This window comes from Halobacillus sp. AWM4_238 (assembly GCF_056158265.1).
The window spans coordinates 132,251-154,473 of record NZ_JBSWSY010000002.1; the positions used below are offsets into that span (position 1 = coordinate 132,251).

General features: G+C 41.4%; 23 protein-coding genes. 13 read left to right on the forward strand and 10 right to left on the reverse strand.

Going from position 1 to position 22,223, the window contains the following annotated elements; genetic code table 11:
* Positions 1–299: 299 nt before the first annotated feature.
* The 6 genes from ACXACN_RS00730 to ACXACN_RS00755 all read left to right on the forward strand — a co-directional run bounded on the left by ACXACN_RS00730 (position 300) and on the right by ACXACN_RS00755 (position 7,747).
* Entirely contained in the window at positions 300–1,199 is a 900-nt protein-coding gene (locus ACXACN_RS00730; protein WP_474961516.1) for an ABC transporter ATP-binding protein, read from the forward strand.
* Positions 1,192–2,445, forward strand: a complete 1,254-nt coding sequence (locus ACXACN_RS00735; RefSeq protein WP_474961518.1) for an ABC transporter permease — start codon at positions 1,192–1,194, stop codon at positions 2,443–2,445. The genes ACXACN_RS00730 and ACXACN_RS00735 overlap by 8 nt, the downstream gene beginning before the upstream one ends.
* Before the next feature lie 201 nt (positions 2,446–2,646).
* Complete coding sequence (locus tag ACXACN_RS00740) at positions 2,647–3,882, forward strand: metallophosphoesterase family protein (protein WP_474961519.1); 1,236 nt, start codon at positions 2,647–2,649, stop codon at positions 3,880–3,882.
* Positions 3,879–6,761, forward strand: a complete 2,883-nt coding sequence (locus tag ACXACN_RS00745) for an ATP-binding protein (protein WP_474961521.1) — start codon at positions 3,879–3,881, stop codon at positions 6,759–6,761. The genes ACXACN_RS00740 and ACXACN_RS00745 overlap by 4 nt, the downstream gene beginning before the upstream one ends.
* Before the next feature lie 84 nt (positions 6,762–6,845).
* Entirely contained in the window at positions 6,846–7,406 is a 561-nt protein-coding gene (locus ACXACN_RS00750) for a GbsR/MarR family transcriptional regulator (RefSeq protein WP_474961522.1), read from the forward strand.
* 143 nt (positions 7,407–7,549) lie between these two features.
* Positions 7,550–7,747: a sporulation YhaL family protein gene (locus ACXACN_RS00755; RefSeq protein WP_474961523.1), complete on the forward strand. Its 198-nt coding sequence runs from the start codon at positions 7,550–7,552 to the stop codon at positions 7,745–7,747.
* A gap of 34 nt (positions 7,748–7,781) precedes the next feature.
* On the opposite strand, the gene ACXACN_RS00760 is transcribed toward ACXACN_RS00755, so the two are convergent.
* The 3 genes from ACXACN_RS00760 to ACXACN_RS00770 all read right to left on the reverse strand — a co-directional run bounded on the left by ACXACN_RS00760 (position 7,782) and on the right by ACXACN_RS00770 (position 10,326).
* Positions 7,782–8,723, reverse strand: a complete 942-nt coding sequence (locus ACXACN_RS00760) for a peptidylprolyl isomerase (protein WP_474961525.1) — start codon at positions 8,721–8,723, stop codon at positions 7,782–7,784.
* A 163-nt stretch (positions 8,724–8,886) separates the two neighbouring features.
* Positions 8,887–9,069, reverse strand: a complete 183-nt coding sequence (locus tag ACXACN_RS00765) for a hypothetical protein (RefSeq protein WP_035510066.1) — start codon at positions 9,067–9,069, stop codon at positions 8,887–8,889.
* A 708-nt stretch (positions 9,070–9,777) separates the two neighbouring features.
* A complete protein-coding gene (locus ACXACN_RS00770) occupies positions 9,778–10,326 on the reverse strand; it encodes a DUF3267 domain-containing protein (RefSeq protein WP_474961526.1) in 549 nt (182 codons plus the stop codon).
* Between the two features lie 231 nt (positions 10,327–10,557).
* Between ACXACN_RS00770 and ACXACN_RS00775 the strand changes: the two genes are divergently transcribed.
* Entirely contained in the window at positions 10,558–10,890 is a 333-nt protein-coding gene (locus ACXACN_RS00775) for a DUF1878 family protein (protein WP_474961527.1), read from the forward strand.
* 52 nt (positions 10,891–10,942) lie between these two features.
* Here the strand turns inward: ACXACN_RS00775 and ACXACN_RS00780 are convergent, their stop codons facing one another.
* Both ACXACN_RS00780 and ACXACN_RS00785 read right to left on the reverse strand, forming a co-directional pair.
* The gene (locus ACXACN_RS00780; RefSeq protein WP_474961529.1) at positions 10,943–11,515 is read right to left on the reverse strand and encodes an HTH-type transcriptional regulator Hpr; all 573 of its coding nucleotides are present in this window, start codon (positions 11,513–11,515) and stop codon (positions 10,943–10,945) included.
* Positions 11,516–11,696: 181 nt separating this feature from the next.
* Complete coding sequence (locus tag ACXACN_RS00785) at positions 11,697–12,218, reverse strand: GbsR/MarR family transcriptional regulator (RefSeq protein ID WP_474961530.1); 522 nt, start codon at positions 12,216–12,218, stop codon at positions 11,697–11,699.
* 286 nt (positions 12,219–12,504) lie between these two features.
* On the opposite strand from ACXACN_RS00785, the gene proV reads away from it, so the two are divergent.
* From proV to ACXACN_RS00800, 3 genes are all read left to right on the forward strand, one after another.
* The gene (gene proV, locus ACXACN_RS00790) at positions 12,505–13,707 is read left to right on the forward strand and encodes a glycine betaine/L-proline ABC transporter ATP-binding protein ProV (protein ID WP_474961532.1); all 1,203 of its coding nucleotides are present in this window, start codon (positions 12,505–12,507) and stop codon (positions 13,705–13,707) included.
* On the forward strand, positions 13,691–14,536 hold the full coding sequence (locus ACXACN_RS00795; RefSeq protein WP_474961534.1) for an ABC transporter permease: 846 nt from the start codon (positions 13,691–13,693) through the stop codon (positions 14,534–14,536). Before proV ends, ACXACN_RS00795 begins: the two co-directional genes overlap by 17 nt.
* 70 nt (positions 14,537–14,606) lie before the next feature.
* Complete coding sequence (locus tag ACXACN_RS00800; protein WP_474961536.1) at positions 14,607–15,542, forward strand: glycine betaine ABC transporter substrate-binding protein; 936 nt, start codon at positions 14,607–14,609, stop codon at positions 15,540–15,542.
* A gap of 240 nt (positions 15,543–15,782) precedes the next feature.
* Here ACXACN_RS00800 and ACXACN_RS00805 read toward each other — a convergent pair whose 3' ends face one another.
* The 3 genes from ACXACN_RS00805 to ACXACN_RS00815 form a co-directional block, all read right to left on the reverse strand.
* Positions 15,783–16,190, reverse strand: a complete 408-nt coding sequence (locus tag ACXACN_RS00805) for a YtxH domain-containing protein (RefSeq protein ID WP_474961537.1) — start codon at positions 16,188–16,190, stop codon at positions 15,783–15,785.
* Positions 16,191–16,361: 171 nt separating this feature from the next.
* On the reverse strand, positions 16,362–16,895 hold the full coding sequence (locus ACXACN_RS00810; protein WP_474961539.1) for a tryptophan transporter: 534 nt from the start codon (positions 16,893–16,895) through the stop codon (positions 16,362–16,364).
* Positions 16,896–17,007: 112 nt separating this feature from the next.
* Positions 17,008–17,445 (reverse strand): HIT family protein, encoded by a 438-nt coding sequence (locus ACXACN_RS00815; RefSeq protein WP_474961540.1) that lies wholly within the window; start codon positions 17,443–17,445, stop codon positions 17,008–17,010.
* A gap of 139 nt (positions 17,446–17,584) precedes the next feature.
* Here ACXACN_RS00815 and ACXACN_RS00820 point away from each other — a divergent pair, with 139 nt between their 5' ends.
* The 3 genes from ACXACN_RS00820 to ACXACN_RS00830 all read left to right on the forward strand — a co-directional run bounded on the left by ACXACN_RS00820 (position 17,585) and on the right by ACXACN_RS00830 (position 20,388).
* Positions 17,585–18,328, forward strand: a complete 744-nt coding sequence (locus tag ACXACN_RS00820; protein ID WP_474961542.1) for an ABC transporter ATP-binding protein — start codon at positions 17,585–17,587, stop codon at positions 18,326–18,328.
* Entirely contained in the window at positions 18,321–19,535 is a 1,215-nt protein-coding gene (locus ACXACN_RS00825) for an ABC transporter permease (RefSeq protein ID WP_474961544.1), read from the forward strand. The genes ACXACN_RS00820 and ACXACN_RS00825 overlap by 8 nt, the downstream gene beginning before the upstream one ends.
* Before the next feature lie 151 nt (positions 19,536–19,686).
* Positions 19,687–20,388 (forward strand): EcsC family protein, encoded by a 702-nt coding sequence (locus tag ACXACN_RS00830; RefSeq protein WP_474961545.1) that lies wholly within the window; start codon positions 19,687–19,689, stop codon positions 20,386–20,388.
* Here ACXACN_RS00830 and ACXACN_RS00835 read toward each other — a convergent pair.
* A complete protein-coding gene (locus ACXACN_RS00835; RefSeq protein WP_474961546.1) occupies positions 20,385–21,554 on the reverse strand; it encodes a M20 metallopeptidase family protein in 1,170 nt (389 codons plus the stop codon). The two genes, ACXACN_RS00830 and ACXACN_RS00835, sit on opposite strands and share 4 nt — an antisense overlap.
* Before the next feature lie 124 nt (positions 21,555–21,678).
* Positions 21,679–22,116: a ferritin-like domain-containing protein gene (locus ACXACN_RS00840; RefSeq protein ID WP_474961548.1), complete on the reverse strand. Its 438-nt coding sequence runs from the start codon at positions 22,114–22,116 to the stop codon at positions 21,679–21,681.
* Between the last annotated feature and the right edge of the window lie 107 nt (positions 22,117–22,223).

Here is a 22,223-nt window from a genome sequence, read left to right on the forward strand (position 1 = left end):
GGTTCGTTTCTTACAATATCGAATGGGGTGGTTGGGAAGCTGCGAGACTCCCGTGGGAGATAGGAGATCGGCGAGATCCCACAGGGCGATAGCTCGAGGAAGCCACTCCCCCACAGGAAGGCGAGTGGCTTCCTAACCACCCCTAACGCTCAATTCAGCAAAGAACCCCGAAACATCTCTAACCTGAGTCTTCCACAATCCTGCCATATTCTTTAGTAGAATTATTTTTTATTGGGAAAGGAATTTTTGAAACCATTAAGTTTGAAGTTACGTATAGAAGTTGAAAAGGGGGAGAAACGATGACTTTACGATTGGAGAACGTGACGAAGAAATTTGGCTCGTTTACAGCTGTTGATGATCTGTCATTAGAAATTCCGGAAAAGCAGATTTTTGGATTTCTTGGTGCGAACGGTGCAGGTAAAACTACAACTTTCCGTATGGTTCTTGGTTTGCTGGATCAAACAAAAGGTGAAATATCTTGGAACGGTGGTGATATTGGGTACGATCAGAGCCATTTAATAGGGTACTTACCCGAGGAAAGAGGGCTTTATCCTAAGCTGAAGGTGCAGGAGCAGTTGGTGTACCTGGCCAAATTAAGAGGGATGAAGAAATCTGAGGCTGTTCAGCAGATTGAAAGTTGGCTTGAACGTTTCAAAGTGCCGGAATATAAAAATAAAAAAGTTGAAGAATTATCGAAAGGGAATCAGCAAAAAATTCAATTCATCTCAGCTGTATTACATAAACCGAAATTATTGATATTGGATGAACCATTTTCAGGGTTGGACCCTGTTAATGTTGAAATGCTGAAAAAAGCCGTCATTGATTTGAAAGAAGCGGGAACATCGATTGTATTTTCATCTCACCGTATGGAGCATGTAGAGGAATTATGTGAAAATCTGTGTATCCTCCACCACGGTTCACCGGTAGTGCATGGGAAATTAAAAGAGATCAAAAAATCATTCGGGAAAAAGAATGTGAAAGTCAATGCAGACTTCAACCTTACATTCCTCGAGGATATTCCTGGGGTAACAAAATATAAGCCATTAGGTGATGGCTGCGAAATTCAGATTGAACGTGAAGAAATCGCTCAACATATTTTTGAAGAGCTACAAGGGAAAGGGTTCGTACGTAAATTCGATCTTGAAGAGCCGACGTTGAATGACATTTTCATTGAGAAGGTGGGTGCTTCTTATGAATAAATTCTTTATCATGGTTGCTCAGACCTATAAAAACCGTGTCAAATCTAAATCATTTTTAATTACAACACTGATTACAGTTGCACTCATTTTTGGTTTATCGAATTTGCAATCCATCATCGAAACCTTCAGTGATGGGGATGAAGAAAAGAAAGTGGCTGTTGTAACGGATAATGAGGAATGGTATCAGTCATTAAGTCAGGTCGTGTCCATGAATGACAACCTTAGCCTTGAGAAATATGATGGAAGTCTTGAGGAAGCTCAAGAAGCGGTAGAAGAAGGGGATTATCAATCTGTCGTTGAACTAAACCAAGGAGAAGAGGGGATTCCTGCAGCGACTTACTATGCTAATAAGATCGCCAACACAGGAGAAAGTGATCAAGTCAGACAGGCGCTTCAACAGTTGAAAGTTCAATATGTGACTGAGCAGGCCAACGTGGATCCTGCTATCATTCAACGAATGAATGCACCCGTTACCTTTGAACTCGTTGCGCTTGAAGAAAGTGCAAAAACAGCAGAAGAACTAAATCAGACGCGCGGGCTTGTTTATGTAATGCTCTTTTTCTTATACTTCTCTGTCATCATGTATGGACAAATGATTTCCACAGAAGTAGCCACAGAAAAATCAAGCCGTGTTATGGAAATACTCGTTTCCAGCGTATCTCCGGTATCACAAATGTTTGCGAAAATTTTCGGCATTGCTTTGTTAGGATTGACCCAATTCGCTATCCTTATTTTGGCTGGGTACTTAGGAATCCAACAAAGCAAAACCCTTGGTGATGGTTCAATGCTGGAGCTTTTCGGTTTCAACGACATTAATCCTGGGACCATTGTATATGCGGTTGTTTTCTTCATTCTCGGCTATTTACTTTATGCTACTCTAGCAGCGACTTTGGGATCGCTCGTCAGTCGTTTGGAAGATGCGCAGCAATTATTGGCCCCTATGATAATGCTTATTGTAGCTGGTTTCCTCATTGCGATGTTTGGTCTTGGTATGCCTGATTCATCCTTCATCACGATCAGTTCATACTTCCCGTTCTTTACGCCACTGATTATGTTTTTACGGGTGGGAATGTTGGAAATCCCTATTTGGGAAGTTGCCTTATCGATCGGTATTCTCTTAGGATCTATTCTTTTGCTTGCGTTGATCGGAGCACGAGTCTATCGCGGCGGTGTACTGATGTATGGGAAGTCCACTTCTTTAAAAGATTTAAAAACAGCTTTGCAACTATCTAAGAAAGAGAAATAGAGATACCCCCCCTTTTCTTAAAGGGGGGTTTTTGTTTGAGAAGATGGAAATCTCATGAAAGCATTAGAGTAAAAGTTACGTTTTTCCGGACAGGTTGTTGCTCCTCGTATCTACAAGTGTGATCCTTGGATGAGAACGTGCATTCGGTTTTGGGCTCTGTTAAAATGAAGGAAATAATAATAGAAAAGGAGGCTGGTCCTGGTGAAATCGTCCATTCGGTTCATACACAGCGCAGATTTACATATCGACAGCCTTTTTAAAACAAAGGGACATTTCCCTGCGGAATTGTTAGAAAGAATGCGGAAAAGCACGTTCGAAGCGTTTGACCGTTTAATCGACACCTGTGTAGATCATAAGGTAGATTTCCTTTTGATTAGTGGTGACTTATACAATGAAGAAATTCGTAGTATTAAAGCTCAAGTGCACCTGAGGCGTGGGTTTGAGCGACTTCAGGAGAAAGATATTCCTGTTTATATCAGCTATGGGAACCACGATTATATAGAGGGAACCCAATCTCCTATTGAGATGCCCGACAATGTACATATTTTCCAGAGTCAGAACGTGGACAGCTTTCCTTTTGAAAAGAATGGGGAGGTAGTGGCTCATATTTACGGGTTCAGCTATGAGACTAGGGTAGTACGAGAGCGGAAAGCGTCGTTTTTTAACAAAGAGGAGGGGGCTGACTATCACATCGGAATGCTTCACGGCAGTCTGGAAACAAATACAGACCATGATGTTTATGCCCCCTTTTCACTCCAAGAGTTAAAAAGCCAGGGTATGGACTATTGGGCATTAGGTCACATACACAAACGTTCGGTCCTTTCAACAGATCCCCCCATTCTGTATCCCGGAAATATCCAGGGAAGATCACGGAAGGAAGCAGGGGAAAAAGGGTGTTACCTTGTCGAACACAATTCCGGTAACTGGAATTATCATTTTGTACCGTTACAGAGTATTACATACGTCTCCACCGTTGTGGATGACCTTGAGATTACATCGTCTGAAGAGTTGGAAAGAGTTTTGGAACAGGCGAAAGACAACGTAGCAACCGGTTCTCCTGTAATGTTGACGATTACGTTGGCAGGACATGCAGGATCCATGGAAGACATTCTGGAGTGGGTGGAAGTCATAAATGAGAATGAAGATTTGTCTTCCGATCATTGGATCTGGATTGAGGAGATTAAGGTTGAAAAACGTACAACTTGGGATGAAGAGGAATTAAGGAAAGGGACTCATTTTACAGGTGAACTTTTGCGGACCATTGCGGATTTAAATGAAGAAGAAGTAGAAAAATGGCTCTCTCCTTTGTTTTCTCATCGTAAAGTATCAAGGTATATAAAACCAATGAAAAACGAAGAAACGACCGAAGTTATCGAGCATGCAAAGTCACTGTTATTGGAACGGATGATCAACCATGAGGGGAGTGGAACAGAATGAAAGTCATCCATTTAACCATCTATGGATTCGGGAAATGGAAGGAATACTCCTTAGATCTAAGCCAGGCATCTCCTCATTTAATCATAGGGGAAAATGAGGCAGGTAAATCAACGCTCTATGAGTTCATCTTGTTCATGTTATTTGGACTACCCCCAAAGCAAAGAGCGTCTTTTATACCTAAAACCGGAGGGGGTATGGGAGGACGCCTCGTCCTTTTAACAGAAGATTACGGGCGAGTGACGATTGAGAGAAAACACGAATATGAGAATGGAAAAGCGGTCTGCCGTTTGGAGACGGGGGAAATAAAGGAAGAATCCTGGCTTCGGACTTTATTAAATGGCATGGAGCGGAGGGCTTTCGAATCCACCTACAGCTTCAATGCAGATGACTTGATGGAACTGAAGAATTTATCCGGACACGAGCTTGGAGAGGTCCTTTTGAATATCGGGTTAACTGGATCTGATCAAATCTATCAAACAGAAAAATGGTTGCAAAAGCAAATGGAGGAACGTTTCAAGCCGAATGGAAAAAAACCACTCATCAATGAACAACTTCAAGTGGTTGAAGAGTTGCAGCAGAAGAAAAGAACATTGGATGAAGAAGAGGAATCCTATTTACAACTTCAAAGTACAAAAGAAACACTGAATAAACGATTACGCACATTAGAAGAGAAATGGGAGGAAACGATCAATCACATTTACATAACGGAACAAGTGTTAAAAGTGAGAGCATTTATCGTTGATTACCATTTATTGAAGGCTGAGTTAGAAAAACAGCACCCATTATCCTTTCCAGAATCTGGTGTGGAGCGTTATCAGCAAGTGAAGGAGTTGCTTTTGCCTCTTCAATCCGAACAAAAACTTTTGAACACACGCTTGGATGAACTGGAAGGTTCTATACAACGTTGGAAGAATGGATACGATCCATCTCGGGAGGGGGAAGCAAGGAAGCTCCTAGAAACCCAGGCGCCCTTGTATGAACAAGCAACCTATGAGCTCGAACGTCTGTTGCAACAGATCAGCCGACTTGATGATCAGCTCGAGGAAGATGCTAATCACATTGATGTTCCTTTGGAGATAGATGAAATTGAGGAGTATCCTTTGCCTTTTTACACAGAAGAAACATGGCGAGCATTGAAAAAGGAAAAAGAAGAAGTGGAACGTGAGGAAACGTTTATAAAGGAACAATCAGATGACATTAGCCGGGAGTTTCAAAAGCTAGAGGAAAGTAAACAAACGTTAGAAGACGAAAGGATCAGTGAAGAAACAGCCAGAGAGTACGAAGACAAGTTGCAGCGTAGCCATCAAATAGCGGCAACGTCTGAGCAAAACAATGCAGGCTTAAGGAATAGGCGGTTGTTTGGGGCTGTCTTGGCTGTCGTTGTTTTGACAGCTGGTGGGCTGCTTGATGGAATCACCTTCTTCACCCTAAGCTTGTCCATAGCCGCTTGTCTTGGCTTATACAGTTACAGGTGTCACAAAAAAATAGTGAAAGCGTCAGAGCAAAATATGAACTCAGCCATTCCTGTGGAAGACTTGGAACAAGCAAGAAGACAGCTGCAAAAATATGATGCACAAAAAAATGAATATCATCATCTTCGTGACCAGTGGAAGCAATTAAACCAGGAAGAGCTTCGGCTACAAGAGAAAGAATATCACCTTCAACAACGAAAACGAAGATTGGAAACCACCATGGATGAACAGCGTAATCTTTACCCTTTCCTTGTCTACTTACACGTGGAGCACTGGGAAAAGCTCTATCACCTTTTGACACAATTGAAAGAAAAAAAACGCACACAAAAACGCCTGCTTCGGGAGAAAGAAAAACAGCTCTCCACAATAAAGAACATCAAAAAAAGCATGGAAGCGTTTTGTAACAGAAACAATTGGGAATTCTACGAAGAGAAAATGGAACAAGAATGGAGCCGTTTAAAAGATTGGACACAGGAACAGGATCGCAAAAGACAGGGAATTACCCAATCCGAGGAGCAACTGCAATCGTTAGAGAAGCTTTCAAAAGAAAATAAAGTGAAACTTTCTACATGTTTGAAGCAACAACAAGAGCTTTTCAATGAAGCCAGCGTGCATACAGAAGAAGAATTTTACGCAAAGGCGAAACAAAAGGAAAAACAAGAGGAACAGCAAGCGCGGCTTCAAGAATTAGAACATCAGCTGAACCGTATGCTGTCAGAAAAAGAGCAGAAGGATTATCTCGTATGGACAGAAGTACCCGAAGAGGCTAAACTTTCAGCACGATTAGAACGATTGAAAAGTGAAAAGCAGAAGATAGAAGGAGAACAAAAAAAGCATCAGCAAGCCTTGGCAGATAATCAGAGTGCCATTCGTCAGTTGGAGCATTCAGATGAACGCTCAACCCTTACACATAAACTTCACCAAGAAAAAGCTAAACTCCAAAAACAGTCGGAAGAGTGGGCGGCTTATCAGCTGGCTTGGAAGGCATTGGAGAAGACGAAACATGCGTATAAAGAAAAATATTTGCCACGGATTTTAAGGACATCTGCAGTGTATTTCCATAAGCTCACGGATGGAAACTATGTCGATGTGCGAATCTCCCAGGATGATGATCAAATTAAAGTTATTAGTGAGGACGGATTTACTTTTGTTCCAATGGAGCTTTCGCGGGGTACGAAGGATCAACTCTATGTTTCTCTTCGTTTGGCTCTTGGAGAAACGATGGCGGATGAGTTGTCGCTGCCATTCTTAGTAGATGATGCTTTTGTTCATTTTGACCAGAATAGGTTAAACTTGATGGTTGAACTTTTTGAGCAGTTATCTAAGAAGCACCAAGTTGTTCTTTTCACATGGCGAGAAGATTTAGAAGAAGGGTTTCAATCTCCTCAAGTCCTGCAATTGAGTTAAAATCTATATTAAGTTCGCAATGTAAGGATTTTAATGATAAAATGTTTTAAGATTACTGAGGAATAAGCAAATGGAGGGTTTCCATTGCCAGAAACAAACAATAAAGATTGGAACAAATACGAAGAAACGATTGAACAATTTATCCAAGTCATAGCAAAAAATATGAGCCTTTACGGAGTTACCCCTTCGATCGGTCGTTTGTATGGAGTCCTGTACTTTTCACAGGAACCCATGACATTGGATGACATGCGGGAAGCTTTGGAGATGAGTAAGACGAGTATGTCGACAGGGGTCCGTGCTTTATCAGATATGAAGATGGTCGAGCCTTCCTTTAAGAAAGGAGTTCGTAAAGATCTATACAAGTCAGAAGAAGACTGGTATAAATCTTTTACTTCCTTGTTCGGAAGTCGTTGGAGACATCATACAGAGACGAATATTGAAGAAGCGGATGAAGCCATTCAAGAACTTCAAGAGCTTCAGGAGAACACGACGGATGAAGAGCTTCAAGCAAAAATAACCGAAGATATCGATCGCTTGGAATATGCTCAAAATTACTATCGCTGGCTGATGAGATTCATTCACGTCGTAGAGTCCGGAGAAATTTTCCAATACGTACCGAAAATTGATCAACGAAATAAAAAGTAAAAAGAACCGGTGTGGATAGCTAGTGAGCTGTCCGCATCGGTTTTTTTGTGCCCTTTATACCAAAAGTAGGGAAAGGAGCTTGTATCATAAATGCTCACACTCGCTCATAAACTAGAAACAAAAGGAGCAGGGAGGATGAATTCATGTTATTCGGTCTTCCGATTTGGGTTTTTTTGTGCATTGTCTTTATATTCATTAGCGGGTATATGGCCCTCCGCGCCATGAGAGCGGAGCACAATTTGGAACAGGAGTATATTGAACGGGAAGGTCAAGTGTATTTGAAACGGATGGAAAAGGAAAAAGAGCGTAGAGGGAAAAGGGACGCCATGATGTCAGAATAAAAGCCAGGTGATCCATTCACCTGGCTTTTATTCTTTATTCTTCTGTTGTCTCTTCTTCGGAAGAACCTTCTTCAGAGTTGTTACCCTCTGGATTTGTGCTTTCTTCTGCTGGAGCTTCTTCTTTATCAAAGAGACCTTCAAATTCTTCAAGCTTCACATCAATTTCAGAGTTCTGCATAAGCTCATCCATCTTCTTCTGAAGTTCAGCTTGATCGACGTTCTGACTCGTCAATGTACGTTTGATTTCTTCTTTCATTTCTTCAAACGGCTCGATATCTTCTTTATCGCGCTTGTCCGTAACTTTAATGATATGGTAACCAAATTGAGATTGAACCGGTTCACTTACTTCACCTGGCTCCAATTCATACGCTTTATCTTCAAATTCAGCGACCATTTCTCCAGGGCCGAACCAACCAAGCTTGCCGCCTTGTTGAGCTGAACCATCAGAAGAGTATTCAGCAGCTAGTGTACCGAAATCTTCTCCGTTATCGATCTTTTCTTTCACTTCTTTTGCTGTTTCTTCATCGGAGACTAGAATATGACTCGCTTGAACTTCTGTCTTCATACGGTCATAATAATCTTTCATTTCTTCTTCTGAGATTTCGATTCCTTCAGAAGCCGCTTTTTCTTGCAATAAGCTCATACGGATCGTTTCTTTGAAAGCTTGTTCATCAGCAAAGCCATTTTGTTGAAGAATGGTTTCAAAATTATCGCCATACTGTTCTTGGATTGTTTCAAGTTCCTTGTTTACTTCTTCATCGGAAACCTCGTAATTATTTGCGAGAACTTCTTTCATGACAAGAGTCTGAAGCACTTGCTCACCATACTGAGATTTTAATTCCTGATAAAATTCTTCTTTCGTGACTTCTCCACCATTGGTTTCAACAACAGCTTCTGATTCATCTGCATTTGATGAACAAGCTGACAAGGTGAATACGCTCGCTGCTAATGCAGCAGTGATGGCTATTTTTTTCATAATCCTGACACTCCTAAAACTTATTGTGAATTTCGTGACGTAGAGATTGCTCACAGCCTATCAGTAAATATAACACATTACATAGGCAATGTTCTATACTGTGTTGTGAAAATATAGCAATTGTAAAAAGACATAGAAAAAACAGGCCAGCCGAGGCCTGTTTTTAAAGTGTATTAAGCACTTCCACATAAGAAGAGATCAGTAATATTGTAATCAGTACATTGATCGTGCGGAAAACACGCGTTTGTTTTTCGTTCGACATTTTCGTCTTTGTGCATAAGGAATGTGTGAGTGAGTTAAACACGAATAAAATGACGAGCGCGTACAAGCTAAATCCAAATGCCATGTTGGTACCTCCTTTATTCCCTATGAAACTACTCTATCAAAGTTTGGGTGGATTGAACAGAAAAAAGCAGGTCGAATTTCCCGGTCAGCACAAAAAAGTCCAGCCCCTCAAGCGTTAAAGACAAAATCCGACGCGTATACCCAAAAATAACCCCTTCCCAATCTCTTCCCCAAACGCTCCCGTTTGTGGAAGACTCAGTTTCGAGACGTTTGTTGAGTGGATGGGGGCTGCGGGGAATAGCTCGCTTTCCTGTGGGGGAGTGGCGAGTTTCCTAACCACCCCTTTCATAGTAAGGAGAAACAACCCCCTATACCTAGAGGGAGTGTCTCCCATTCCTCCACCTCCTAAGCAGGCATAAAACGCTCTGTATCAAGCTTATAAATCCTGAATACCTCGCGGTAGAGAGGTTATATCATCCACTTTCCTTAGGCTCCTCAGTCATTCAAGCTGACTATTCCAGAAGTTATTTCGAGAATCTTCCATAGCAAAGGGGCGGAGGGAAACGGTGAGACTCCTGTGGGAAGTGCGTGGTAGATGAGACCCCGCAGAGCTTTAGCTCGAGGAGGCTCATCACTCGCCCACGGAAAGCGAACCTTTTCCCGGAGCCCCTAACTCCCACAAAAGTCTCGAAATCAGGTCTTATAAAAACCTGCCATATACTGAAAGAGAGCATAAAAAAACAACGTTCATCTGAGTGAACGTTGTTTTTTATGCTTTTGGCTGATGAATTAAGATATCGTATCCTTCTTTCGCATTTTCGATCAAGCACTTTTTCGGTGCTTTTGCGAAATAATTTAAATAAAGAAAATCTGAAAATGACAATCCAATATTCACAGATGCAAAGAGTACGAGATATGCGAAGTAGTTAGGGAAGACATATCCCATGATGAGTGCAGGAACTGTAATCAAGAAAGTCGGTGCAAGAGCCATCATGATGGATGTATTCTTTGACAACCGAGTTTTGCACTGGTAGGTGAAAGTTGGAACATATCGTTTCCTGAATTTGAACTTCACACGCAACCGCTTATAGCTGAGCATTAAAGGAAGCATGTGCATAAGACGATGCATGGACGGCAAGAAAAACAAAATAACCAACAACGGTAGAAAACCGTGATCATTCATCTCATGTGTACCGTGAATCATGGAATACGGCAGGTATAAAATTAAGAATGATAGTAGTCCTGTAAGAAAAGACATCAGGTAAACACGGTTCAGACCGAATTCTTTATTGATGTTTACTGATTTCCAGCAGTTCATCATAAGAATCCCTCCCTTACAACAAAAAATACTGTGAATTTATTATGAATATCGATATGATAGTAGTACGTTTTATGTTTCGTTTGTTTGGCACAAGACGAATAATAGTATGTTTGAAGAGAAAAAGCAATAGGTTTTTTGTAAAAAAAACATTTGCTTTGTACTCTTTTGTTGTAAGATCTTATAAACCTTGACGTGACAAGGGTGACAGCAGGTTGTGGAGGGAGTATTTTGGAGAAAGAAAATCGATGCGACACCTTTGCATTCCACTTGAATTTATTGCTTGAAGTCGAAGAGATGAAGAAATATCCATTTACGAAATTAGTCATTGAAAAAAGGCTAACGAAAAAAGAATATAAGGAAACGTTGCAGTTGCTGGAAATATTAAATGAGCGTTATGAAGAGGATGTAGCAAACGGTTTGATCGATCATTCCAATTTGATGCTTCACTTTGCAGGCATGCTTTGTTATAAGCTGCCTTTAGGAGAAGCTTTGGAAGCACTTGAAGAGGAAGGTCTGTTCCTGAAATTGACGAGCCAACTTATCCGTCTTCATCACAAATAGCCCCCTTTCCATTACACAAGTTTGGAAAGGGGGCTATTTTTGTTCCTATTCGTTAGGAGGACCTTGATTTCTTCTTATAATCTTCAATATCCGTTGGCTGTTGGACCATAGGTTCCTCTTCAATGTTCTCTAAGGAACGCTCCAGGATTTCGATATATTCGTCTCCATAGATCTCTTTGATCAGAGCAGATAGATCCAAAAACTCAGGAAGCTTACCATACATCTCTGTCATTGGCATAACGCCTCTCAGTACAGAATTATCTTCTGGATTATACTCATGCAGCGTTGCTTCTAGCAGTTCAATTCCTGCATCTGTTAATTCTACGTACGTGTTTCTTTTGTCATTTTCACGTTTAGAAAATTGAAGAAGACCGCGCTCTTCCATTTTCTTAGAGAAATTGAAGGCTGTTGATACATGCATGACACCGTATTTGGAGATTTCAGAAATGCTTGCCCCTTTTAAATGGTAGGCAATCCACAAAATGTGGTGCTCATTGATGTTCAATTGGAATGGCTTGATCCATTCCTGCCAGTCCTTTTCAATTGCTTTCCAAAGTGCTTTAGAAAGTTGGGCCATTTTATGGCTGTAGAATATGGCTTCTCTTTTGGAGATTTTGTCCTTCATTTACCTCACCCTCTTAAGGTATTTTTTAAATCAAATCTATCCTCAATAGGCTATTAGCTTCTAAGAGTTTCACACTTATTATAATATAAAATTTCAGTAAATTATCAAGATATAATGTGCAAAAATATAAATTACATGCAGAGCTTGTAAAAAAATAGCTCTGCATGGTTGAGATGAGGGGTTAATCAGAAGGGTATTCGTTTGGGTCCAACTCCTTGAAAGCTTCAGCAATCCATTCGTGAAAACGGACCATATCTTCCATTCGTCTGTAAAGCTGATCCGCCTGTTGCATCTCCTCTTGACTGGCATATTCCTGTGTTCTGTCTTTCAATTCGTCTTCCATACTTTCCAGCGTGTCTTTTTGTCCATTTGCGGCTGACTGCCACTTCTTTATATAGGAAGACATGAAATTTTGATAAAGGTTTTCATTGGCTTGATAGAGATCTTTACGGAAGCCTTTTTTCCAAACTCGTTCGACCAGACCTTGGTCGAGTAAGCCTCTTACGCCTGTACTCATAGAAGTTTTACTTTTCCCCAAAGCCTCACTCATTTCATCTAATGTCATTGGCCCCTGATATAAATAAAGAGTAACAAACAACCGAGCATCAGCAGGGGTGAGTCCAAACATTTCCAATGTTTTAGAAAATTCATGTGTGACTTTTGTATGCATGTCTTCAAGGAAATGGTGGTCTTTTACTACCATAAGATCCTCCTTCGAAAAAAATCTAACCCTACGTTACTATAATTTCCATTTTTAATAAAATTCCTGAAAGGGCTTAAAAATGAAGAATTCAAAAGAAAAAAGGCGTAAATCCCTCTTTAAACTTTGTACAGTTTCAACTGTACGTAATTTTTGTACTTGATTAAAAGAATTTATCGTTTGAACTTTCTATTACAAATGGGTTACATTATGTAAGGTGCTTGATTGCGTACGGAAATAAAAACGATGAAACGTACCATAATAAACAAAAACAGAAGAGGTGAGAGACGTGCCGATTATTCAAGTAGAAAACTTATCGAAAATTTTCGGTAAGAATGCCAAAAGGGCTACCAAATACTTAGATGAGGGATTATCAAAAGAAGATATCCTTGAAAAAACAGGCAATACTGTTGGTGTTAACCGCGCGTCCTTTGATGTAGAAGAAGGAGAAATCTTCGTAATCATGGGACTGTCCGGAAGTGGTAAGTCGACACTCGTCCGGTTGATCAACCGATTGATCGAACCGACAGAAGGTAGTGTATACATTGATGGCCAGGATTTGGCTAAGATGGACAGCAAAGATCTTAGGGAAGTCCGTCGACAGAAGTTAAGTATGGTCTTCCAGCGATTTGGTCTTTTCCCACATCGTACTGTACTTGAAAATGCGGAATTTGGCCTTGAAGTACAAGGGATTGATAAAAACGAGCGAAAAGAAAAAGCGAAGAAGTCTCTAGAGATGGTCGGACTTGGCGGTTATATTCACCAATTCCCTGGTCAACTATCTGGAGGAATGCAACAGCGTGTTGGTCTAGCGCGAGCGCTTGCGAACGACCCAGAAGTTCTATTAATGGATGAAGCTTTTTCTGCTTTGGATCCATTGATTCGTAAAGAAATGCAAGACGAATTATTAGAGTTGCAGGAATCCATGAAAAAAACCATTTTATTCATTACCCATGACCTCGATGAGGCATTAAGAATCGGTGACCGCATCGCACTAATGAAGGATGGTCGCATTGTACAAATTGGCACACCGGAAGAAATTCTGGTGAATCCGGCGAACGATTACGTTGAGAAGTTTGTCGAGGATGTCGATCGTTCCAAAGTGTTGACAGCTGAGAATATTATGAAACGCCCAGAAACCGTAGATATTCAGAAGCATGGTCCGCGTACAGCACTGGAACGGATGCGAAAAGAAGGACTTTCAAGCATCTATGTAACAGATGCAAAGAGAAACCTGCATGGTTACGTAACCGCTGATGATGTGTCGAATGCGGTGAAACAGGATTCAGATAACTTGAATGGAATTCTCCGCACAGATGTGCCTAAGGTCGAGCTTCAAACACCAATGCAGGAAATATTTGATATTATCCATGATTCTCCAGTCCCTGTAGCTGTCATAGAAGAAGGGAAATTAAAAGGAGTTATTGTGAGAGGAGCCGTACTCGCGGCGTTAGCTGGAAGTGAGGTGAATTTAAATGGGAATGATTCCTAAACTGCCTGTAGCTGAGTGGATTGATACAGCGACGGAATGGACAACTGATACATTTGAATTCTTATTTGATTTTATAAAAGAAGACTTTGGTGACTTTATTGAGATCGTAGCAGAAGATTGGTTAATGGCTATTCCCACTTGGTTATTCATTATTGTTGTGGGTGTTTTAGCCTTTATGGCTTCCGGGAAAAAGTTTGGGTTAACTGCTTTTTCAGTCATTGGCTTATGGTTTATTGCTAACCAGGAGTTATGGGAAGAGTTGATGAATACATTTACTCTCGTTATTTTTGCCAGTCTGATATCAGTTATTATTGGCGTACCTTTTGGAATTTGGATGGCCAAGAGCAAATTGGCAGAGAAGATTCTTACTCCTGTCCTTGACTTCATGCAGACGATGCCTGCTTTCGTCTATTTGATTCCGGCGGTAGCATTCTTCAGTATCGGTATGGTTCCGGGGGTATTTGCCTCTGTGATTTTTGCAACACCACCAACGGTTCGTTTTACGAACCTGGGAATTCGACAGGTGTCTCATGAATTGATTGAAGCATCCGATGCTTTCGGTACGACCGGAACCCAGAAATTATTTAAAGTTCAATTGCCTATGGCTAAAAAGACGATCATGGCAGGAATTAACCAAACCGTTATGCTAGCGCTATCCATGGTGGTTATTGCATCCATGATCGGGGCAAAGGGACTTGGACAAACCGTTATTACAGGGCTTCAGCGTGCTGAAGTTGGAACTGGTTTCGTTGCAGGTCTTGGTATTGTTATTCTCGCCATTATCATTGATCGCTTCACGCAAAATTTGAACACCCAGCGTGGTGACTAACAAAAATCAGTTAGAAAAGTGTCGTTTGACATTACTCTATATAAAAATCTTTAAAAGGGGAGAGATTTACATGTTTAATTGGAAACGTTTCGGCATGGTAGCTGGACTATCTTTAACACTTGTAGCCGCAGGTTGTGGATCTTCAGATGAAGAAGGTACAGAAACAACGGGAGATTCTAATGGTGATGAAGCCGCTTCTGAAATGAATTACGGAGAAGAAATGGACTATGAAATCACCGGAATTGAAGCAGGTGCAGGTGTGGTAAGTTCTGCAGAAGATGCTGTTAAAGGATATGAAAACCTAAATGATTGGGAAGTTTCTACTTCTTCTTCCGGTGCGATGGCAACTGCTTTAGGGGAAGCTATTGAGAACGAAGAACCGATTGTTGTTACTGGCTGGACGCCACACTGGAAATTTGCGAAATATGATCTGAAATATCTTGAAGATCCAAAAGAAGTTTTCGGTGGGGAAGAACAAATCAAAACAATGGCTCGTCAAGGGTTGAAAGATGATAAGCCGAACGCTTATAAAATCCTAGACCAATTCAACTGGAAAGCAGCTGATATGGAAGAGGTCATGCTTGAGATTTCTGATGGTGCAAGCCCTGAAGAAGCAGCTCAAAACTGGATTTCTAATAACCAGGATAAAGTAGAGGCTTGGACAGAGGGTACCGAAGAAGTAGATGGTACAGAAGTTGAGCTTGTTCTTGTTAACTGGGATTCTGAGATTGCTTCAACGAACGTTGTTGCAGAAGTAATGAAAGAGCAAGGCTTTGAAGTAACAATCACCCCACTTGATAATGGCCCGATGTGGGAATCTGTTGCTGCTGGTGAAGCAGATGGAATGGTAGCTGCATGGTTGCCAGGAACGCATGGGGATCAGTATGAGCAAAACAAAGACAAGCTAGAAGATCTTGGAGCAAACCTCGAAGGTGCCAAGATTGGCCTTGTTGTTCCAGAATATATGGATGTTCAATCAATCGAAGATTTAGAAGCAGCTGAATAATGATCTTAAAAAAAGCGTGGAGAGGCTAGCCTCTCCACGCTTTTTATTTTTGGCTCAGTGTGTTGTGACTCTTACTATGAAACGAATTCCAAGCAGCAAGAGGGCATCTGTTTTGTGGATCCTTTAGGAATATACATGAATGTGTGTCTACCGGTGTTTTTGGCATAGGGAGTGAGGACAATGAATAGAGTAGGGGAGAAGGACAAACTAAAAAATCCCGCCAGAGGCGGGAGGAGTGGGTTACTGGTGTTTGATCACTTCATGGCTGGGTTGCGTTGTATGATCCGCTTGCTCAGCCTTTGCTTTTTCTTCTAGTTCTTTTAAGCTTGCTTCGATTTGTTCTAAATACTTTTGGATGTTCTTCTGGTGTGGTTCAACGGTGCGCTTCCAGCTCTCAATGGATGTTTTTACATCTTCTGAGAGGTCTTTGATCAGCTCTGCCCCTTCTTTGGATGTTTGGGTAATCTGATCTTTTAATTGCATTCCTTCTTCTTTTAAACTAAGAACCGTATTTTTTAGGTTTTCGCTTTTCAGTTTGGCATTTTCTCTAAAGTCACGACCTGAAGAAGGGGTATTCAGTAAAGTATAAGCTGCTCCTACGACTCCCCCGACTAAGAATCCCAGTGCTAATGATTTTCCATTTGGCATAATATCTGTTCGTCTCCTTTCCATCACTCTCTATTTTATATTTTCTCTTAATATGTATGAATGAAACCTTAAAAACATAAAAAAATATTCTTTGGACGAGAAGGTAAACCAAAGGCACTACATCTGATGTAGTGCCTTTGGTGTTAAGTCAAGGTTGAATTGTATAACCTCTTAAGAGGCTGGCTGAGCTGCATTAGCAAGGTTTGTTCGTCTCATGATCTTTTGTGCAATCGGGTACATGATGGCTACGAACAATACGTTAAACGCGGCTGCAGGTAGAACGACTGTAGCAAACATGAGTCCGAAGCTCGCTTCCATGAGTCCAATGATATAAAGGACAACCCCTAGGAAGATGGAACCGCTGATCATCGTTCCGATTGCTGCTAAAGCAGGCTGTAGAAATTTTTGATGTGATATTTTTTTAGTCAATAGAACAAGCCCGAAGAAAGCAAATGCTGTGACCGGCTTATCAATGATATTGGCGAGTTGGCCGCCTGGAACGGTCGTTGTCATCGCTGAAATGAAACCTGTAGCTAAAGATAACAATAGGACATACGATGGTTTAGGGAATAATAAGATCCCGAGGAACATCATAGCGAGCATCATATCCGGACGCATTCCGAAAAAGAATGGAGGTGCGACGGCATGAAGGACAGCACCAATCCCAACTAATAAAGATAACATGACTAAAATACGAATATTCATTTAAACATCTCTCCTCAACTATTCTAATCTCATCTGAATTTGCACTCCAAACGTGTCCTTATGACCGTTTGCGATTGCATGCTAGTATTATAGCAGTTTTATCTTGGGAAAATCAATTCATTTCATCTGCGATGTGTTGGTTGATCTCTCCAGCAATGTTCTGTAAATCTTCAGGAGAGTAATCGTCGGAGTGGACTTCCCATTTGGCTCCGAATCCGTCTCCTTCACCATATCTCGGAATAAGGTGGATATGTAGATGGAAAACAGACTGGCCTGCAGCTTCTTCATTGTTGTTTAATACATTCAACCCTACAGGAGCATAGGTCTGTTTAATTGCATTCGCGATTTTAGGAACTCTTGAGAATAGTTTCTCTGCGGTTTCCGGGTTGGTGTGATAAATATCTTGGGAATGATTCTTCGGTATGACAAGCGTGTGCCCTTTCGTTACTTGACTGATATCAAGGAAAGCGTACACCTCGTCGTCCTCATACACTTTTGCTGAAGGAATTTCTCCATCAATGATTTTGCAGAAAATGCATTCATCTGCCATATGCAAACACTCCTTTCTGTTTGTTAGCATTGTACCACAAGAAAGAGTGAAAACTCGATGAAGACAGCGAGTGAAAAGTGTAACGGATGGGAAAGTATGATAAAATTTGTGCAGGAAAATTAATGAAGTGAGGGATAAGATGGAACCGTTATTACATATTAAAGACCTCCACGGAGGGTACACACATAAAAATGTACTGCATGGGATCTCTTTTGATGTTCACCCGAATGAAATTGTCGGACTCATCGGATTGAATGGTGCAGGGAAAAGTACGACCATCAAACATATCATCGGAATGATGCAGGCGAAAAAAGGGGAAGTTTCCATCAAAGGAACCTCTTTCGAAGAGAACCCTGAAGAGTACCGCCAACAGCTCGGTTATATCCCTGAAATGCCCATCTTATATGATGAACTGACATTATATGAACACCTGCACTTGACCGCAATGGCTTATAATGTGCCGGAAGAAGTATTCAAGAAAAGGTTGCAGCCGCTTCTTAAAGAATTTCGAATGGAGAAGAAGCTGAAATGGTTCCCTGTGCACTTTTCTAAAGGAATGCGCCAGAAGGTAATGATCATGTGCGCCTTTTTAATTGAACCGGATCTCTATATCGTTGACGAACCATTTGTAGGATTGGATCCCCTCGGCATTCAGTCCTACCTGCAGTTAATGGAGGATATGAAAGAAAAAGGTGCAGGGATTTTGATGTCGACACATATTCTTGCTACAGCGGAGAGGTATTGTGATCGTTTTGTTATCCTCCATGAAGGAGAAATCAGAGCGCAGGGGACGCTTGAAGAGCTGCGGACGTCATTTAATCGCCCGGGCGCTTCTCTTGATGATATCTACGTGCAGCTGACAAAGGAAGAGCAATATGATTAATGCAAAGGAATTTTGGACGAAGCGCTTCTCTGAACATACGAAAGAGACAAGCCGATACTTAAAGTATATCTTTAATGGTCACATTGCCGTTGCTATGTTGTTTTTTATCTCGGCGCTTGCATATTACTATCAGCAATGGCTTAAGGAATTGCCAGAAGATTTTCCGACTGCTTGGATCATAGCGCTCGCTTTTGGTTTCATTGCGGGCTACAGTCCAGTTCGGACACTTCTCAAAGAACCGGACTTGGTTTTTTTGCTTCCCGCAGAATATCAGCTGGATGATTACTTCCGGCGGTGCGTATACTACAGCTATGTTGTTCAACTGTATGTGATTTTTCTTATATCAGCAGCACTCGGTCCTTTGTACTTTGCATCATATCCAGAGCTTGGCACCCAATATTACCTCATGATGATTGGGGTTGTTTTAGTCATTAAAATTTGGAACATGATGTCCAACTGGTGGATGTTGAAAGAGAGAAACCCGAGAACACGACTTGTAGATCAGATCATCAAAGCGGTATTGAACATCACGATCTTTTATTTTCTCGCTCAAGGAGAGTGGGTTTATGCCAGCATCGTGACGATTTTGCTGGTAGGGGTCGTTCTTTATACGTATTCTCTCTCCAGACAAAAAGCCGGACTTGCTTGGGATCTGCTTGTTGAAAAAGACCAACAGCGAATGAGGACCTTTTATAGAATCGCCAACATGTTTACAGATGTTCCTCATCTGAAGAATACAGTTAAAAAACGCCACACGCTCGTACGAGCGATTGTTGATCGAGTTCCTTACCGGCAAGACCAGACCTTTTCTTACTTGTACAAAATTACTTTTATCCGGAGCAGCGATTATCTAGGAATGTACGTCCGCCTCATGGTAATTGGCGCATTGGCGATTTGGTTTGTAACGAATGTATGGGTGAAAGTCGCATTTGCGATATTGTTCCTCTATTTGAGTGCATTTCAAATGATGACATTGTGGAACCATCACCGCACTGTCGCATGGCTCGATCTTTATCCAGTGAAGAAAAAGTGGAAAGAAAGAGCCATTCTGCAGTGGTTACAGCAAATCATGTTGTTTCAAACTTTCTTGTTTGGCCTATTGTTTGTATTTCAATGGAACCTTTTAGGACTTGTTCTCGTATGGATAGGCGGAAGTATTTTCAGTTATCTATTTATACAAACCTATGTAAAGAAGAAATTGACGTAACAGGGAAGACTACTCTAGTAGTCTTCCCTGTTTCATATCTCGAAATAGGTACGCATGTCCACATACGCTTGAGTTTTTTCATGAGTCTTCAGAGGATTTTAAGAATCATGAAAAGTTAATTGTTCTAGTAAAAAATTCGGAGGTGTTTAATATGAGCTATGAAGAAAAGGCGAAACAGGAAGCTTTACGTTGGAGTAAATCACTTGAAAAGCGATCGTCCGTCATCCAGAGGAGTTCAAAACAGGTGCAGTCTAAGATTAATGAAAAGATCCCTGATCGTGTTCATGGAGTTGTGACCGATAGCGTTCGCTCTATGATTGAGCTTGCTTTAACAACTTCAGAGTATATTCGCCCAGTAAGAGTACATCCAGACTGGAGTTTCGAGGAACGGGAAAGACAAGTCCGTGAATTAGTTAAAAAATACAAGAAAACTGCATCCGTGGAAGGTGCAGGGACGGGGCTTGGAGGTTTTTGGCTTGGAGTAGCTGATTTTCCATTGTTATTAAGCATAAAAATGAAGTTTTTGTTTGATGCTGCACAAATGTATGGCTGGAATGTTCATTCATATGAGGAGCGGGTGTATTTGCTGCATGTATTCATGCTCGCTTTTTCAAGCGACGAGGTTCGTACGGATGTAAAAGGCAAGGTGGTAGGATGGAATGATTTAGAAATGAAGGAGAAGAACGTGGATTGGAAGACGTTACAAATCGAGTATAGAGATACCCTGGATCTTGTGAAACTTCTTCAAATGGGGCCGGGATTCGGAGCCGTCGTGGGGTATTGGGTGAATGGGAGACTTCTTGAACATTTAGGGGAGACGACCATACAAAGCAGTCGCCTCCGCTTACTTTAACTTTCTTGGTAACTAATGAAGGATTGGAATAACGTTTTAGCTGCGTGTGGCAATGCTTTTTCATCGAAATCAAATTTAGGGTGGTGGTGAGGATAATAATGATCAGGAATTTGTGCGCCAGTAAAATAAAAAGCTCCCGGCTTATCCAATAAGTAGTAGGCAAAATCCTCTCCAGCCATGACTGGTTCAATTTCTTCTGTACGTAAAGAACCATCAGCCTTGTGCGCATGCTGCAAAACTAAGTCCGCTTCTTCTGGATGATTGACAACAGGAGGGTATCCTTTTTCATAAGTGAACTCGTATTCTGCGTCGTTTGCTTCGCATGTTCCTTTGATGATTTTTTCCATCTCTTCGATAATCAAGTTTTGTACTTCAGGGTCGAATGTTCTTACGGTACCGGTTAAGGTTGCAGAATCGGCAATGACATTGAACGTGGTTCCGGATTCAAAAGTACCCACGGTAAGGACAGCTGTTTTTAACGGGTCTATCCGACGGCTGACAATTTGCTGCAAGGAAGAAACCAACTGAGAAGCAATGACGATAGCATCTTTTGTTTGATGAGGCTGGGCGCCGTGGCCACCTTTCCCCTGAACTTTAATTTCAAATCGATCGGCACCGGCCATAAAAGGACCTCTAGAGGTTTGGATGACTCCGGTTGGTGCATTTACCCATAAATGAGTGCCAAACACAGCATCGACATCATTAAGTGCTCCTGATTCAACAATGGGTTTTGCTCCTCCAGGTGCGTACTCTTCGGCATGCTGATGTAAGAAAACGATGGTACCCGGAAGTTCTTCTTTAAAAGGAACAAGTGATTCCGCAAGTCCTAAAAGGGCTGATGTATGACCGTCATGCCCACACGCATGCATGGCTCCGTCGTTTTTCGATTTATAAGGAACATCATTTTCCTCCTGAATCGGCAGGGCATCAAAGTCTGCTCTCAGGGCGACTTTTTTTCCGGGCTTTCCACCTTCCAATGTTGCAATTACTCCATTTCCTCCGATGTTATTTTCGTAAGGAATCCCCAGTTTCTCATATGTATCCGCAATGAACTGAGCCGTCTTTTCTTCTTTGAATGAAACTTCTGGATATTGATGCAAATGGCGGCGAGTCTTAACCATTTTCTCATATTGTTCATCAATCGCTTGAAAAACGTTTTCCCACATAATTTCTCCTCCTCGTGGTTCGATAACTTTCGTTAAATTGTAATATACATTCAGAATATTCTCAAACGGATCTCCTTGCCAGGTAAAAATAAAAAACCCCTGTCTAAGACAGGGGGAGAAATGATTAATCTTGTAGACGGGAATCCTGAAGTAAACGACCGATTTCTTCCATATGACCCGTTTCATCAGCAATCATATCATCCAGCTTTACAGATAATTCAGTTAGGCCAAGTTCTTCTGCTTGTGTTTTGCGTTCCTCGTATCTTTTGATTGTTTGGCGCTCAGCTTCACGTGCCTCTTCTAACATCGGTCTCACTTCAGTCATTTGCTTCACTTCAGCAGGTGTTGTCGTCGGGGTTCCGCCCAAGGTACTGATTTTTTCAGCTAGATAGAGAGCATGTCCTTGTTCATCGGTTACTTCACTCTCGAAAAATGGCTTGAGGACAGAACGGTAAAGCCCCGTAACGACAGCGGCATTATAGGTGTACATAATAGAAGCTGCGTACTCGTGAGCTAGGTCTTCGTTAAGTCCATCGATTAAACTTTGCATTTTTTGATCCATACAACAACATCCTTTCTTTTGTACTCTTCTATAAATATTCCCATGACTCTTTGGTTTAAACATGACCTCCGTCCAGAGGCGGAGGTAACTCCATTCTCAAGGTCCTT